Genomic DNA, 15,570 nt, shown 5'->3' with positions numbered 1-15,570 from the left:
AGTTGTCTTGTGCTCGCTTTTGACAAGCTAGCATATTGCTTTTTTCTTCTTTTACATACTGGTTGTTTTGTTCAGTTTTCAATGATCAATGTAATAAATGGTGGGCCTGAGTGGACTCGAACCACCGACCTCACGCTTATCAGGCGTGCGCTCTAACCAGCTGAGCTACAGGCCCATTTATATAATGGAGCGGGTGAAGGGAATTGAACCCTCGACATCAGCTTGGAAGGCTGAGGTTTTACCACTAAACTACACCCGCATATAAAATTCATGTGATTCCGACTGGTCGGGAAGACAGGATTTGAACCTGCGACCCCTTGGTCCCAAACCAAGTGCTCTACCAAGCTGAGCCACTTCCCGTCATGGCGCGCCCGAGAGGAGTCGAACCCCTAACCTCTTGATCCGTAGTCAAACGCTCTATCCAATTGAGCTACGGGCGCTAATTAAAGCGACATCCATTAATATATCATATTCATTATATAGAAGTCAATAGTTTTTTTATGCGGTCGAGAGGACTTGAACCTCCACGGGTTATTCACCCACTAGGCCCTCAACCTAGCGCGTCTGCCATTCCGCCACGACCGCTCCATACTACTTCACCTGTTAAAAATGGTGAGCCATGGAGGATTCGAACCTCCGACCCTCTGATTAAAAGTCAGATGCTCTACCAACTGAGCTAATGGCTCTTAACTAAAGTATGCAAACTGACGGAATTCAGTTACTTACTCCTATTTCCATATTAACTTAAAAGCTTGTGAACCATCGATCAAGTTAATGGAATATATTATTCGTCATGTGACGAATGTAATTTTAAAAAATAAAAATGGCTGGGCTAGCTGGATTCGAACCAGCGCATGACGGTACCAAAAACCGTTGCCTTACCGCTTGGCTATAGCCCAACAATAAATGGCGGTCCGGACGGGACTCGAACCCGCGACCTCCTGCGTGACAGGCAGGCATTCTAACCAACTGAACTACCGGACCTATGTAATTGTTTCTGATGACCCGTACGGGATTCGAACCCGTGTTACCGCCGTGAAAGGGCGGTGTCTTAACCACTTGACCAACGGGCCATTAAAAATGTAATGGCGGAGAAGGAGGGATTTGAACCCTCGCGCCGCTTACACGACCTACACCCTTAGCAGGGGCGCCTCTTCAGCCACTTGAGTACTTCTCCATGGCTCCACAGGTAGGATTCGAACCTACGACCGATCGGTTAACAGCCGATTGCTCTACCACTGAGCTACTGTGGAATAATGTTGAAAAGCTTGCTGACGACGTTAAATATCTTATAATATTTACTAATGTTTGTCAACATTTTTCTGATAAAAATTATGTTGGTATCACTTGTCACTGCTTGAAAAGCTTGTCTCAAAGTGACACCAATATAATTTATCACACTCCTATAAAATCGTCAATACTTCTTAGCATTTTTTATTTGAATTAATTTCCCCTTGCATTTGCCGCAGCGATACCGTTTTACATCTACTCTTCTTTGCCTCTTATACATATGTTGACAATCATTGCATTGATAGATAAAAGCGTACTTATCATTCATCGAAGGCAAAGGATTACAAAATCTGGGGGAATCCGTTCGTTTTAACAGCTGCCTGAACTCTGGGTCCCGATGCTGATAGCCCTTGCCTTCGATATGAAGATGATAATGACATAATTCATGCTTGATTACACCGACTAACTCCTCATAGCCTAATTCATGATAGTATTTTGGATTTAATTCAATCAAACGTTTGGATGGAATATAGCGTCCACCTGTTGTCCGCAGACGGTTATTAAATGTAACTTTATCAAGAAAAGGTTTCTCAAAAACCGTTTCTGATATATCATGTGTTAATTGTTCTAATTCCTTTTGGTTCACGGTCCAATCACACCTCTCGATTACTCCGCATAGAATAGCTGTAAATAACTGAGGAAAAGGAGTAATGAAAATGCCTTCATGGTTAAAAAAACAGTTAAGAGAGGCCTTTCAAGGGAAAAATAAGTATCAAATTACTCTGTTAAATCAATGTTGGTTCTTCTATTGGGATAAGGAAAGAAACTAGGCTTGTTCTATCATGGTAAGTGCAATACGCTGTTTGTCTGCATCTACTTGATCGACCCAAACCGTGATCACATCTCCTACAGAGACCAAATCCATCGGATGTTTCACAAATTTATTCGACATTTTAGAAATGTGAACAAGCCCATCCTGTTTAACACCAATATCTACAAACACGCCAAAATCAACGACATTTCGGACCGTTCCCTGTAGTTCCATCCCCTGCTCTAAATCTTCCATGGATAACACGTTCTTCTTTAGCAGCGGCTGTGGCAAGTCATCACGAGGATCTCGGTTAGGACTGATCAACGCTTTTAGAATGTCCTGTAAGGTTGGAACACCTATGTCTAAATGAGCCGCCAGATCCTTCATATTCAATTCTTGAATACGTTCCTTTAATATATCTGTCCCTAAATCATCAACCGAACACTGAAGCTGCGTAAAAATTTCATTCACCGCAGGATAAGATTCCGGGTGGATCGGCGTACGGTCTAATGGTTCATCACCATCCGGCACCCGCAGAAAGCCAATACTTTGTTCATATGTTTTAGCACCAAGGCGCGGAATATCTTTTAATTGCTTACGGTTAGTAAATTTTCCCTGCTCATCACGATATTTCACAATATTGTTGGCAACTGTTTTATTCAGACCAGATACATACTGCAACAATGAAGAGGAAGCCGTATTCACATTTACACCAACCTGGTTTACCGCTGTTTCTACGACAAAAGAAAGGGATTCTGTCAACCGCTTCTGACTCACATCATGTTGATACTGACCTACACCAATAGCCTTTGGTTCAATCTTTACTAACTCTGCTAACGGATCCTGAATACGGCGGGCAATAGATACTGCGCTCCTTTCTTCTACTTGTAACTCTGGAAATTCCTCACGCGCTAACTTGGAAGCAGAATATACACTAGCCCCTGCCTCATTCACAATAATATAGGATAAATCTAAATGATGTTTTTCCATGACACCAGCAATAAACTGTTCCGTCTCTCTGGAGGCTGTACCATTTCCAATCGCAATCAATTCAATTGGGAAGGATGTTACATACTCTAAAACCTTCTTAGCAGCTCCTTCTGTATCATTTCTCGGTGCCGTTGGATAGATAACATCAATCGCCTTTACCTTGCCTGTATCATCCACTACTGCCAATTTACAGCCTGTACGAAATGCCGGGTCCACCCCTAGCACATATTTTCCTTTTAAAGGCGGCTGCAACAGCAAGCTTTTGAGATTCTTAGCAAAAATATCAATGGCTTGTTCCTCAGCCTGTTCTGTCAGATCGGTACGTATCTCCCGTTCAATCGATGGCTGGATTAGACGTTTATAACTATCCTCTATAACACGAATAAAAAATTCCTTCACAAACAGAGCAGCCTGCTGCTTGATTATCTGTTTTTCCAAATAAGCTTGAATCTGCTCAACAGGAGGCTGAATGGACACCCTTAGTATTTCTTCCTTCTCTCCTCGGTTTAAAGCTAAGGTTCTGTGGGCAACAATCTTGCGAATCGATTCACTATATTCGTAATACATTTCGAAAATCTTCTTCTCGTCTTGATCACCTTTTTTTAAGACAGAAGTGATCAAGCCTTTCTGTTGTGTTTGCTGGCGGATATATTCACGGTATTCTGGCTGATCTGCTATCCACTCCGCCAATATATCCTGTACTCCTTGGAGCACCTCATCTATATTATGTAGTTCGTGTTCTTCTGATAAATAGGCGGCGGCTTCTTGTTCTATATCTAACGCCTGATTCTCCAAGACTTGCACCGCTAATGGCTCGAGTCCTTTCTCTTTTGCGATCGTTGCCTTGGTACGACGCTTCTGTTTATATGGTCGGTATAAATCTTCCACTTTTTGCAGCTGTGTTGCAGCTTCAATCTCTGCTTGCAGTTCCTCGGTTAATTTCCCTTGTTCCTCTATTAGGCGTATCACTTCTTGCTTGCGATCGGCTAATGTATTCACATAGCTCCATGCATCTTGAATATCTTTGATTTGTACTTCATCTAATGATCCCGTTTGTTCTTTTCGATATCGGGCAATAAACGGTACAGTGTTTCCTTCATCTAATAATCCAATTACACTTTGAACAATTTTGGAATTAATTTGTGTTTTCTCTGTGACACTATTGATTAATTGTTGATAATTTTCTTGATTCGCCAATCTAGTTCCTCCTTCAAGTCGAACTTTCTCTATTCTAACAAAATATTACTCTTGCGCAAAGTCTCGCTCATACTATAGATGCATGTTCAAAACCAATATACTTTAACAGACACCGCTATCCATAAATACTCGTCGTCCTGCATGTTTAATTCACACACTATAATATCTTTCCACCAATAGTTCCTTTTTTCCTGCTTTAATCCTTTCGATGTACAGAAAAAATGTTTATCTTTAGTCCCTGTTTTGAGAAAGAAAAGGATTTTTTCAAAAAAAAGAAACCTTGATTATAACTCAAGATTTCGGATTATATTTCATAGCAATTAACGTTGTATCGTCGTCTAGACTATTCTGATAGAAATTGGCATATGTGTCGGTTATCCGCTGAACTTCCTTCTCCAAAAAATGAGGAGTAGCTAATTCTTTTGCTGTTACTCCGTCTGAAAACATAATAAAGATCATGTTATCCTCTAAATCATCTGCCATTTCTCGATAAGGGCGATCATAGCCGCTTAAATAACCAGATTGAGGAATATTCCGTTTCTTGATCGAGTTAGCTGTAACGATCATTAAACCAATATTGCCGATAGAAGAATATACGTACCGCTTGTTTACAAAATCAAGTTGTAATACGCCTAAGACCGCACCGCGTTTACCCAAGAGCTTCTGATTACTCTTCTTCATCATTTCGGTAACCGAGTCATGCTCATTCCGCTTGATTACATCCATAACAATTCGCGAAGACTCTTGAGCACACTCACCACTTCCTAATCCATCTGCCAAAGCACAAATAAATCTATCCGGAAATTCTTTATAATAGTAACTGTCGCCACAAAAAAAATTACCTTGTTTTGGTTTTTGAAAAGTAGAAATCTCTACACATTCTCCGTGACCCATTAGCGAAAGACCCCCATATTTTCAGACTGCAGGGCTTCTCTCAGCTTTTTCAGTGATTGGCGCTGTATTCTAGAAACATGCATTTGCGAAATACCAAGTAATTCTCCTGTTTCCTTTTGACTTTTATTCTCAAAATAAGTATACGTCAAAATCTGCTGTTCCCGTTCATTCAAAATTGGTAATATTTTCTCCAGTAATAGTTTTTGGTCGACATTTTCATAGCCTGCTTCCTCATTACCTACTAAATCAAGGATGGAAACCTCGCTTCCATCTGAATCGGCTTCAATCTTGCGGTCTACTGATAGGGCATTGTAGCTTTGACTCATTTCCAAGGTTTCTAATAATTCCTCTTCAGAGACCTCTAAGTAATCAGCAATTTCTTTAACTGTCGGCGATTTCTGCTGCTCTGCCGTTAAAACTTCAGTAGCCTTTTTAATCTTTGGCCCTAACTCCTTGATCCGTCTGGGAACATGGACACTCCATGTCTTATCACGAATAAACCGTTTAATTTCACCAATAATCGTGGGAATCGCAAATGATTCAAATGATTTACCAACTTCTGGATCGTACCTTCTAATGGCTGCCAGTAATCCTAACATACCTACTTGTTCCAGGTCTTCATAAATAAGTTCATTCTTGGCATATTTGCGCGCCAATGAACGGACTAATTTCTGATAAGTCAGCACAATCTTCTCTTGAATCTCTTGATTATCAGGATTCTCTTGAAAATCACGAATCCACTGGTAAACCTCATCCTCACGATTATTGTGTGGTCGAGATTTGGTCGTCATTCATATCCACCTCATTTTCGCGGAGGTATTTAGTCATTAATACAATTACACCATAATCGTTTTTTATCTCTACTTTATCCATCAATGCCTCAATTAGAAATAGACCAAACCCTCCTTCACGCAACTCTACTATAGATGGAGTATTCTGATAAGGGCCTAAACCTTTCTTTACTTCTTCCACATCAAAGCTGGCTCCATGGTCGGCAATCATTACTTCCAAACGATCTGGATAAACACCGAACCCTACTGCTACTTCGCCTTCTTCACCTTGTTTATAAGCATGTTCTGTCGCATTTGACATTGCCTCTGATATGGCCACTTTGAGATCTTCCATATCTTCATAACTAAACCCCATACGATTTGCAATACCAGAAACCGTTAACCGGACTACACCAATATAATCTGCTTTTGCAGGAACTTTCAATTCAATGAAGTCAAATGATTCCATGTCTAATCTCCACCCCGTACCGTTGAGTCAATAGTGATTATGCTATCCAACCCAGTAATATCAAACAAACGACGAACCCGATCTTGTAATGACGTTAAGCGCAGCTCACTTTGATGTTCATTTGCCGATTTCAATGCACCAATAAATACACCTAGACCTGTACTGTCCATGTAATTGACTTGCTCTAGGTCTACAACGACTGTTTTATTGGCCTGCTCGGTTAACGGCAAAATCGTTTCCTTCAAGCTAGGCGCAGTGTACGCATCTATTTCACCAATTAATGCTAATTCCAATACATCATCTTTATCATGAACTTCCATACTTAAATTCACAAGCAACCTCCTCTAAACATAAAGTCTCTAAACATAAAGTGAGATTTTCATTCTTGAGGGTTCTCACAGCTTCCCCCGAATGTTTACCAACTAATTTTATTTACACCGTAATCCTTCACATCACTCACCTACACACACAGAATTGGGCATACGACGGCCAATAAAGCGGGTCACTTAGCACTGACTGCTGCCAAGAAAACTAAACTGAGCATATACCAAGATCTCGCCACCTGCTTATTTCATGTAGCGAGATCTATGGACGGCAAGCGTCATAAAATAAGCAGCAAGAACTCTTACCTATTCCTTTTTACCCTATATCATTCCCTGCCAAACTCATTTTTTTAAAAAGATAAGTGTAAAATCATCTCTTAATTGAAATTCCTGAAGCCTTTCAAAGTGACGATACACACTATCAACCGCCTCTTGGGCTGGTAAATGCATATACTTTTCGATCACCTTCAATACCTCGTCCGTTTCAATAAAATTATCACCTAAACGACATTCTGTCACACCATCTGTTAACAATACAACCATATCGCCATCGGATAATTTCAACTCATATTCTTCATATTTCACTTGTGGTGAAACACCTAATACAAGACCTTTTGCTTGAATCTCTACAAATTCTTTTCTTGCCGCGGAATAATAAAAGCCTGGCTCATGTCCTGCAGAGGAGAAGTATAAGGTACTGATCTCACGGTTATATAAGCCATAAAGCATGGTGATAAACATACTGGAATCAACATTGCGCTCTACTACCCGATTCAAACTCTCTAATGTCTCACTTGGGCTGCACATAGCATCAGGGAAACTGTCTAATGAATACTTAATCATCGACATAGCCAGTGCTGCTGGAATTCCTTTACCTATTACGTCTGCGATGGCAATACCTATGTTACTTGATTCTCCACCTGTAACAAAATGAATATAATCTCCATTCATTCGATGGGCTGGAACACTGACTGCCCCGATCTCTAGTCCTTGCACCTTAGGGATTGTTGTGGACAGAAGTGTCTGCTGCATACTAGCAGCGACTGCGATCTCTGACTCTAATTCCACTTGTTTCTCTCGTAATGACTGAAACTCTTGATAAGCTAATCCATAAGAAATCATCGTTTCCAACAAAAACTTCATGGAAGCATCTATTTCATGAGGCATATCTGGATAGATTTCTTTTAAAATTTGAATATGCACATTAATAATCTCTTCTGGAGAAATGTGCTGTTGCATGGATGTCCTAGTAAACTGTTCAGCTTGGTATAATGTTGATTCATCTTCTGATTCAATGTATTTCATCAATAATTTTCGGTAATTTTCAAAATCTAGTTTATAGGGTTCCATTCCATTACCTCCTAACTACAAAAAGTAAGACTTCTATCCATATTGGAACACATGGTCAGTCCAACTTATCCAGGTACTTAAACACTCCACCTCGTTTCTTAAGGAAAAGATTACCTGTTAGCACCATTAAAATGGTCAAAGCATTCCACACTTTGCTGATCTAGGAGTGTTATGAAAAGACAGGATTTTTGCTAACGTACCCATTTAATGGTGGTTATTACTGTTCCTTTATCAGGAGCAGAATCAATATCAAAATAATCCATAAGCCTTTTCACACCAGGCAACCCTGCTCCTAAACCCCCTGAAGTGGAAAAGCCGTCCTCCATTACCTTGCTTACATCTTGTATTCCAGGTCCTTTGTCAACAGCAATAATCTTTAAACCTTTCTTATTGAGATCTTCCACTATTTCAAACATGATTTGTCCTGATCCCGCATAAAGATATATATTACGAGCTAATTCCGAAATCGCTGTTGTAATTCGAGCCTGATCGACAGTCCCAAACCCTAAATCTTTTGCAAGCTCTCTTCCCATTTGTCTGGCCCCTACAATGTCCCATTCTTTTTTTATATGCACACTCGACTTAGTTATCATCATCACTCCTCAAGCTCCTGGCGAAGTTTGATTAAACCTTGTTCTAAATCAAGAGCCGTAGGGACATTCTGCAAGTGGATGCCTAGATCAATTAACGTAACTGCCACTGCCGGCTGAATTCCCGTTAATACTACTTTAGCACCCATCAAATCGGACATGGATACCACATCACCTAACACCTTGGCAATAAAAGAATCAATCATATCAACGGATGTTAAATCTATGACAACTCCGGTTGCTCCACTTTTATGTATCTTATCGAGCAAGTCTTCTTGGAAATTAATCGCAGTTTGGTCGTCAAGTTCTATTTGTATGGATACCAATAAATAATGATGCAGCTTTAATATTGGTATTCTCATAATAGCACCTCCTCCTTATTTTTTTAATGAGTCTAGAATTTGTGTTACATCTTCGTTTGCGTTATCTAAGTTAACAATTTCACGGTTGGTGATTTTGAGAGCGGTAGCAAAGCCTTTTCTTAAGGTGCTCTTTGTTGGGAATTTACTTAAATCAATCCCTAAGTTGACAATCGTTTGAGCAATTTCTGGTCTGATTCCGACTAGAATACAAGTAGCACCGATCAGCCGTACAGCTTCTGCTGCCTGAATAATATGGTGGGCTACCATCGTATCCACGACAGGGACACCCGTGATATCAATGAGAACCACTTCTGAATGGTGTTTCATCACACCTTCCAGCAAATTCTCCATAATCGATTTCGCTCGTTCGGTGTCGATTGTCCCAACTAAAGGCATAATCGTAATATTTTTCATTACCGGAATTAACGGAGCGGATAGTTCTCTTAATGCCATTCTCTGCAGAGAGACAGTATTCTCCCAGCTGCCCGAATATTCATTTACTAATTGTGTAATAATTGGAGATATCCAATCCTCAACTACATTTAATATTTTGGAAAATTCCCCAGAATCGATTTGATCTGACTGTTCAAGAATAAAGTCAACTGTCACTTTTCTAAAAGTCTGCAAGCCTTCTGTAATATAGCTTAACGGCCACCCTAAATTAATCAGGCGTTCAGCAAAGTCATCCATTGCCCCTGTATTTCCTTGGCGGTTTATACTAGAAAAAATCACATTAATAAATTCCTGGTTGGTGGTATGATACAAGCTGTCTGAAATACTAGTATTATAGTCTGGTTTTCGTTTTTCCGTTATCTCTGCTAACCACTTCTTTGAAATAACATCACTATTAGATATGACAATCTTCCGCAAAACTTCTGGCATTTTTTCACAAACCTCCACTATAAATTCTATATATTGATTGTACAATAGAAATCGAACTTTGACGATCCTTAAATATATAAGTCTAAATAAGTTTTCATTGGTATCTATTAAACGACAGTCCTTCTCAAGCACCAGTTGTTAACGCTTAATATTGAAATAAAGCCGCTTTTCAGCTTAGACATTTTTCATCAATTTCCTGACCAAAAATATCTAATCTCATTTCTTAAGTAAAGGGATAAAACGAATAAAGAGGTGTTTTGACTAATCAATTTTTACTGGGGTAATTTCATCGAAGCCGATCATAGATGTACATATGTATATACCAGACTTTCACCAGCAGCTGGTCCCCGCTGTTAACTTATCAGAATATTCGTCCACTAATAACAAAAAATACTTATACACTTATTTTCCTTACAAAAAGCACCCAGCCTCTCATATTCAAAAAGCTAGGGTGCTTAGGGGATAATGGATCAGAAATCGGTTAAACCCAAACTGATTTCTAATCCTTTATCGATTTTTTCCATCATGGTACTGTCTAATTGTGTAATCTTATCTGTTAATCGTTGTTTATCAATCGTTCTAATCTGTTCCAATAAAATGACTGAATTACGCTCGAAACCGTACTTTTCCGCATCAATTTCGACATGTGTTGGTAATTTCGCTTTTTGTATTTGCGCCGTAATAGCCGCTACAATAACGGTTGGGCTAAAACGATTTCCAATATCATTTTGCAAAACTAACACAGGCCGGACGCCACCTTGTTCAGACCCCACAACGGGAGAAAGATCGGCGAAATATACGTCGCCTCGTTTGACCTTCAAAGGCTACACCCCGCTCACTAAGCGTTCTAGGGTGATTTCGGCCTCCTCTTCCGCTTGGAAAGCTTCTGAAGCAATATTTAAATTGATATTAGCCATTTCCATATAGCCCTTTTGCATCGCCTCTTGTATATGGCGCTTTTTTGTTTCCTGCAAGTAAGTTTTGGTTGCTTGGCAAATAAAGTCGCTTAAATTACTATTTTCGCTTTTCATCAAGCCATCCACCTCATTCAGCAGGTTTTTTGGTAAGCGTACCGCAACTTCTTTTAGATCTTCAGACAAAATCATCCACCTCCACCGACATAAACATACCTAATTCATTCAATTAACACTATCATACCATTCAAAATATGCCATTGCAAAGGGGTTTTCTAATATTTTAATTATTTTTCAACAAGATCTTTAGTAACAGAAGTTTTATCTCGCTTATTCGACAATTTTCTCTTTCTCTGACAGATATATTCTTGGCACGCGATAACTAATCATACAGGCGATTTCATAGTTAATCGTATCCAAATAATCTGCCCATTCATCCATTTCAATCCTTTGGTTTCCTTGTTCACCTATCAATGTCACTAGATCGCCCACTTGTGCACTTTTCGATAGCCTCACCATCAATTGATCCATACAAATACGCCCTACTATTTCACAACGCTCGCCATTGACAAGCACCTCGGCACCCTGCAAAGCCCGGCGAATGCCATCCGCATATCCTAAAGGAATCGTTCCAATCCATTCTTCTTCTTTCGCTGCATAAGTGGCGCCATAACTAATCGTTGCCCCTTTCTCCACCTTTTTGACATGGATGAGACGACTTTGTAAAGAGAAAGCTGGTTTCAAATCGATAGGCTGTTCCTCTTTGACAACAGGAGAAGGATATAAGCCGTACATACTGATACCATAGCGGACATAATCGAACATCTTCTCAGGAAAACGCATGCTGGCAGCACTATTACCTGTATGAAGCAATACGGGCTCACCTTCCCATTTAGCTTGAAAAAGGCACCATAATTTATTAAATTGAGCTAGTTGGAATTCAAATAGCTCTGTACTGCCTTCATCTGCCGTGGCAAAGTGAGTAAAGATCCCTTCTAATTCCACATGATCAACCGTTACATATGGCAGAATCTCCAGCAATTCTTGTTCACTTCTAATCCCAATCCGGCCCATGCCAGTATCCCATTTCATATGGACTTTTAGCGGCTTAGGCAGGTCATATTGCTGTAATGCCTCCAGCCATTCCTTTTGAAAACATGTAATCGTAATGTCATGCTGTACAGCAGTAACAGCATCTTCCGGACGTATCCAGCCCATCACCAAGATAGGTGCGGTAATACCGGCTTCCCTTAATTGCAATGCCTCATCCAACAATGCGACAGCTAGCCGGTCGGCACCTCCGGCTAAAGCAGCCTTTGCGACTTCTACATCCCCATGTCCGTAACCATTTGCTTTGACTACTGCATATATCTTCGTTTTGTCTGATAATCTATTTCGGAGTTGCTGTATATTATATATAATATGATCCAAATTCACTTCTACCCATGAATCTCGGTAAAAATTTTTATTCATTGTAAGACTCCTTCTTTTTAATTAACACGATTATCATTATAAACCGATTATACGCAAAGCGCAAAGACAGTCCTTGAGCCTAAGGTGTGTGTGGTGTACTAGTGGCCTCTTATAGCTGTTTACTGGCCACTCTGTGACAGTTAATGGCCGCTTGAAGAGAATGATGGCCACTCGCCTTCTCGAGACGATCCTTTTGTGAAAAAAATAACTGCTGAGAAAGTCGATTCTCAACAGTTACGACAAGTATTTTTTCATCACTTGATAGCTTCCTCTGTTGACATAGATCTGGCAACCTCACGCATTTCTTCTTTCGTCAATTGCTCACTAGCTAGGAAGTACTGTACGCCTTGGTGGTACCATTCTAATGAATTATCAGAGAAGGCGCCGACCGTAAAGCCAAGATCGACCGGTTCACCAGAAACTGTCTCTGGAATAGCAGCACTTGTTGGAGAAACATTCAACGTCTCTTGAATGATTGTAAAATCTTTCTCTCCTTGATAGGAAAGCAGGACGCGCTTACCATTTTCCGTATCCATTTGATTTTCCTCAACTAATTCTGCCCCCATTGGTTCATTAGGATATAGAACAGTGAGTGTGCTTGGCAGATCTTCCTGAGCCATCACCGGCACACCGAAGATACTGCTTGTCATATTCGTTTCCATATCAAAAGTATTTTCCGGCAAGTCTGCATCTATGTCAAAGCTGCTGAATTCCACCTTTACTAACGGATTTTTATCTTGATCTAGCACCTCGACCAATACAGGTGTATAGGTCTTCTTATCAAAATAAATGGTTTGATACGGTAAGTTGCTGTTACTTTCATAACTTGTTTTCGTCTCAAACACATAATAATTCTCTGTTGACTTAAACCCTGCTTCACTGTCATTCTCTATATCCTGAAGCAGTGATTGGAACAAGTAAGGCTGGCTGTTATTGGTCGGCCACTCACTCTGAAATTGAAAACTTTTATTTAATGCTGGTGTCAGAACAAACACCCCATCGGCATTACGCAGAATGATTTGGCTTCCCTCATCATCTTGCTCATTTTTCAAAAGAACACGATAAAAATCGTCTTTCTTATGAGCAACCTCAACAAGGTAGACTTGCTCTTCTTTCCCTATCTCTAAGGTCATCATTGCTTGAGACTGATAAGAACCCATGTCCTCTGCAACGCTTTCCAATTTCTCCATGACATCTTCTTTTGACTTTTCCCCACATGCAGCTAATACCAAGCACAGCAGCACGCCAATAATCAATAGGCTATATTTCTTCATCGCGACATCTCTCCTTTGCCTCCTCTAAAGTGGACAAAGGGAACAATCACACGTTAAGTTAATGTACGAAATACTTGCGATAGACCTTCAATCACATCGCTTGCCAGCAAATCTGTGGTCGTATGCTGCCGCTCGACGAGAATTTCTGCCGCTCTTCCATGCACATAACATCCATTTGCTAAGGCTGGCATTACCTCATCATGCTGCATCAACATCGTCAATAAAATACCAGATAAAACGTCACCTGTTCCGCCTTTAGCTAAGCCCGCATTGCCTTGATCACTAACCATTTGTTGACCGTTTGGACTGGTGATTATGGTATATTTACCTTTCAGCACCACATAGACCTGATATCTTGCTGCAAACTGTTGTGATATGGAGAAAGGGGCTTGTTTTAATGAAGCAACGTCTTGTCCTGTCAGCATAGCCATCTCCCCATAATGAGGGGTAATCACCACCGGAGCCATTCGATTCCAGCCTTTCGCTAATAATGGCTTTAACTGATACAGGCCATCTGCATCAATTAATAAAGGTACATCCGTATCCTGCAATAACGCTTGGACCAATTCAGAGGGTTCTCTTCCCATCCCCATGCCAACCGCAATTGCGTCATAACTGGCTAACGTATGCAGACTAGATTCACTTAAAGGTGCGGTAAAATCAGGTAGGACATGATAAGTCGCTTCCACGCATTGATTTGTTACAATCACAATATTCTCTCTCAATGTAGCGACTGTTACTAGCCCTGCCCCTGAGCGAAGTGCTGCCTTTGCTGACAAACAGATCGAACCAGGCATCGTTAATTGACCACCTATTACCGCTCCTTTGCCATGACTCCCTTTATGAGAAAATACCTCTCGCCTCGGCAAGCTAGCCTGGACATCTCGCTGCCGCCACAGCCCCCTCTGTATAGCAGCATACGCTTGACTGGGAATACCAATCGGCAGTACCTGCCAACTGCCATAGTAGCAGGTCATCCCTTCACAAAATAATGATTGTTTGGGAGCGTCAATGATATAGGTATAGTCCGCTTCAACAGCTATATCGACCGAATGATCGTCTGCAGCAGGTAAACCACTTGGAATATCCACTGCGATGGTCTTAACCGATAACTGATTGATCGCATTGATCATACTGCGAATTGGTTCACGAAGATTACCTTTGACACCAATTCCTAAGATAGCGTCGACCACGATATCAAACAGAGCTAATCTCTCCTTTAAATCAGCAGCCTCCTTAATCTGTGTGAGCGCTCCACCTGCTTGCAACCATAACTGTTTATGGTATGCAGCATCCCCTGCTATCTTGTGATCGGCAACTATCTGAAAAACGGTCACCTCACAGCCGAACTCCTGTAAATAGCGTGCAATAACAAAACCATCACCGCCATTATTTCCACTTCCGACTACTATGGCGGCTTTTGACCGCTTTCCATGATCATGGATCATTGCCTTGGCAACTTGAGCACCTGCGTTCTCCATTAAAATTTTACCCTGAATTCCCTTTTCTTCTATCGCATACCGATCTATTTCGTACATTTCTTCCGCGGTTACGATGTACATCTTGTTCCCTCCTACCCGCACTAAAATAGTATGAGACAACCTCTCTTATTATGACGATTCCTTCTCAATTATTACTTGAGCAACCGCATAATCGTCGCTATGAGAGATAGAGACAAAACAAGTTGCCCCCTTTAATTGCTTAGCCGCTAAGACAGGTGCACCTTGTGCATTGGTTGTCACTTCAATATCCAAAAAACTCAACTTGCCCAGACCTGTTCCCATTGCCTTAGAAAAGGCCTCTTTTGCAGCAAAACGCCCGGCTATAAATTCGATCTTGCGCTTATCAGGGTTGTAGCGTTCTAATATTGCCCGCTCCTGTTCTGTCAAAATCCGCTCCAGTAAACGCGGCTGACGCTCCAGCATTTCTGCTATTCTATGTAATTCAATGATATCTATTCCAATTCCAGCTATCATCTGCTCCACCCAATCTAATTATTTAGAGTTTATCCCGGTGCAGTCGTCCGTGTGGCTCCTACTTT

The 15,570-nt window shown here is 40.8% G+C and carries 17 protein-coding genes and 11 tRNA genes; 1 reads left to right on the top strand and 27 read right to left on the bottom strand.

Going from position 1 to position 15,570, the window contains the following annotated elements; all coding sequences use genetic code 11:
* Positions 1–98 precede the first annotated feature (98 nt).
* From JOD18_RS21420 to JOD18_RS21365, 12 genes are all read right to left on the bottom strand, one after another.
* Positions 99–175, bottom strand: a tRNA-Ile gene (locus JOD18_RS21420).
* Between the two features lie 10 nt (positions 176–185).
* Positions 186–259 (bottom strand) — tRNA-Gly (locus JOD18_RS21415).
* 24 nt (positions 260–283) lie between these two features.
* Positions 284–360 (bottom strand) — tRNA-Pro (locus tag JOD18_RS21410).
* Positions 361–363: 3 nt separating this feature from the next.
* Positions 364–440 (bottom strand) — tRNA-Arg (locus JOD18_RS21405).
* A gap of 61 nt (positions 441–501) precedes the next feature.
* A tRNA-Leu gene (locus JOD18_RS21400) sits at positions 502–585 on the bottom strand.
* 25 nt (positions 586–610) lie between these two features.
* A tRNA-Lys gene (locus JOD18_RS21395) sits at positions 611–686 on the bottom strand.
* A 138-nt stretch (positions 687–824) separates the two neighbouring features.
* Positions 825–899: transfer RNA gene (locus JOD18_RS21390), tRNA-Gln, on the bottom strand.
* A gap of 8 nt (positions 900–907) precedes the next feature.
* Positions 908–984 (bottom strand) — tRNA-Asp (locus tag JOD18_RS21385).
* 17 nt (positions 985–1,001) lie between these two features.
* Positions 1,002–1,073, bottom strand: a tRNA-Glu gene (locus tag JOD18_RS21380).
* Between the two features lie 13 nt (positions 1,074–1,086).
* A tRNA-Ser gene (locus tag JOD18_RS21375) sits at positions 1,087–1,177 on the bottom strand.
* A gap of 1 nt (position 1,178) precedes the next feature.
* Positions 1,179–1,253: transfer RNA gene (locus JOD18_RS21370), tRNA-Asn, on the bottom strand.
* 161 nt (positions 1,254–1,414) lie between these two features.
* The gene (locus JOD18_RS21365) at positions 1,415–1,876 is read right to left on the bottom strand and encodes a SprT family protein (RefSeq protein WP_204671239.1); all 462 of its coding nucleotides are present in this window, start codon (positions 1,874–1,876) and stop codon (positions 1,415–1,417) included.
* Positions 1,877–1,946: 70 nt separating this feature from the next.
* Here JOD18_RS21365 and cmpA point away from each other — a divergent pair, with 70 nt between their 5' ends.
* Positions 1,947–2,060, top strand: a complete 114-nt coding sequence (cmpA, locus tag JOD18_RS21360) for a cortex morphogenetic protein CmpA (protein ID WP_204671238.1) — start codon at positions 1,947–1,949, stop codon at positions 2,058–2,060.
* Here cmpA and JOD18_RS21355 read toward each other — a convergent pair.
* The 15 genes from JOD18_RS21355 to acpS all read right to left on the bottom strand — a co-directional run bounded on the left by JOD18_RS21355 (position 2,057) and on the right by acpS (position 15,505).
* The gene (locus JOD18_RS21355) at positions 2,057–4,228 is read right to left on the bottom strand and encodes a Tex family protein (RefSeq protein WP_204671237.1); all 2,172 of its coding nucleotides are present in this window, start codon (positions 4,226–4,228) and stop codon (positions 2,057–2,059) included. The genes cmpA and JOD18_RS21355 overlap by 4 nt on opposite strands.
* Positions 4,229–4,519: 291 nt before the next feature.
* The gene (locus tag JOD18_RS21350; protein ID WP_204671235.1) at positions 4,520–5,122 is read right to left on the bottom strand and encodes a SpoIIE family protein phosphatase; all 603 of its coding nucleotides are present in this window, start codon (positions 5,120–5,122) and stop codon (positions 4,520–4,522) included.
* On the bottom strand, positions 5,122–5,913 hold the full coding sequence (gene sigB / locus JOD18_RS21345) for an RNA polymerase sigma factor SigB (RefSeq protein ID WP_204671233.1): 792 nt from the start codon (positions 5,911–5,913) through the stop codon (positions 5,122–5,124). The genes JOD18_RS21350 and sigB overlap by 1 nt, the downstream gene beginning before the upstream one ends.
* The gene (gene rsbW / locus JOD18_RS21340; protein ID WP_204671231.1) at positions 5,885–6,361 is read right to left on the bottom strand and encodes an anti-sigma B factor RsbW; all 477 of its coding nucleotides are present in this window, start codon (positions 6,359–6,361) and stop codon (positions 5,885–5,887) included. The genes sigB and rsbW overlap by 29 nt, the downstream gene beginning before the upstream one ends.
* Positions 6,362–6,363: 2 nt before the next feature.
* Positions 6,364–6,693 (bottom strand): anti-sigma factor antagonist, encoded by a 330-nt coding sequence (locus JOD18_RS21335; RefSeq protein WP_204671230.1) that lies wholly within the window; start codon positions 6,691–6,693, stop codon positions 6,364–6,366.
* Between the two features lie 333 nt (positions 6,694–7,026).
* Positions 7,027–8,034 carry a PP2C family protein-serine/threonine phosphatase gene (locus tag JOD18_RS21330; RefSeq protein ID WP_204671229.1) on the bottom strand — a complete coding sequence of 336 codons (1,008 nt, stop codon included), beginning with the start codon at positions 8,032–8,034 and terminating at the stop codon, positions 7,027–7,029.
* Positions 8,035–8,225: 191 nt separating this feature from the next.
* The gene (locus JOD18_RS21325; RefSeq protein WP_204671242.1) at positions 8,226–8,627 is read right to left on the bottom strand and encodes an anti-sigma regulatory factor; all 402 of its coding nucleotides are present in this window, start codon (positions 8,625–8,627) and stop codon (positions 8,226–8,228) included.
* Between the two features lie 2 nt (positions 8,628–8,629).
* Entirely contained in the window at positions 8,630–8,986 is a 357-nt protein-coding gene (locus JOD18_RS21320; RefSeq protein WP_204671228.1) for an STAS domain-containing protein, read from the bottom strand.
* Positions 8,987–9,001: 15 nt separating this feature from the next.
* Positions 9,002–9,868 (bottom strand): RsbT co-antagonist protein RsbRA, encoded by an 867-nt coding sequence (locus JOD18_RS21315; protein WP_204671227.1) that lies wholly within the window; start codon positions 9,866–9,868, stop codon positions 9,002–9,004.
* A 470-nt stretch (positions 9,869–10,338) separates the two neighbouring features.
* Entirely contained in the window at positions 10,339–10,689 is a 351-nt protein-coding gene (locus tag JOD18_RS21310) for a type II toxin-antitoxin system PemK/MazF family toxin (RefSeq protein ID WP_204671226.1), read from the bottom strand.
* A gap of 3 nt (positions 10,690–10,692) precedes the next feature.
* Complete coding sequence (locus JOD18_RS21305) at positions 10,693–10,974, bottom strand: CopG family ribbon-helix-helix protein (protein ID WP_204671225.1); 282 nt, start codon at positions 10,972–10,974, stop codon at positions 10,693–10,695.
* 138 nt (positions 10,975–11,112) lie between these two features.
* Positions 11,113–12,255 (bottom strand): alanine racemase, encoded by a 1,143-nt coding sequence (gene alr, locus JOD18_RS21300; RefSeq protein ID WP_204671223.1) that lies wholly within the window; start codon positions 12,253–12,255, stop codon positions 11,113–11,115.
* 254 nt (positions 12,256–12,509) lie between these two features.
* On the bottom strand, positions 12,510–13,529 hold the full coding sequence (locus JOD18_RS21295) for a LolA family protein (RefSeq protein WP_204671221.1): 1,020 nt from the start codon (positions 13,527–13,529) through the stop codon (positions 12,510–12,512).
* Positions 13,530–13,582: 53 nt separating this feature from the next.
* The gene (locus JOD18_RS21290) at positions 13,583–15,091 is read right to left on the bottom strand and encodes an NAD(P)H-hydrate dehydratase (protein ID WP_204671219.1); all 1,509 of its coding nucleotides are present in this window, start codon (positions 15,089–15,091) and stop codon (positions 13,583–13,585) included.
* 48 nt (positions 15,092–15,139) lie between these two features.
* Positions 15,140–15,505, bottom strand: coding sequence for a holo-ACP synthase (gene acpS, locus JOD18_RS21285; protein ID WP_204671217.1), 366 nt, complete (start codon positions 15,503–15,505; stop codon positions 15,140–15,142).
* Positions 15,506–15,570: the final 65 nt, after the last annotated feature.

Source organism: Gracilibacillus alcaliphilus, assembly GCF_016909015.1.
GTDB classification, from domain to species: Bacteria; Bacillota; Bacilli; order Bacillales; family Amphibacillaceae; genus Gracilibacillus; species Gracilibacillus alcaliphilus.
This window is presented reverse-complemented; position numbering and strand designations above follow the sequence as displayed.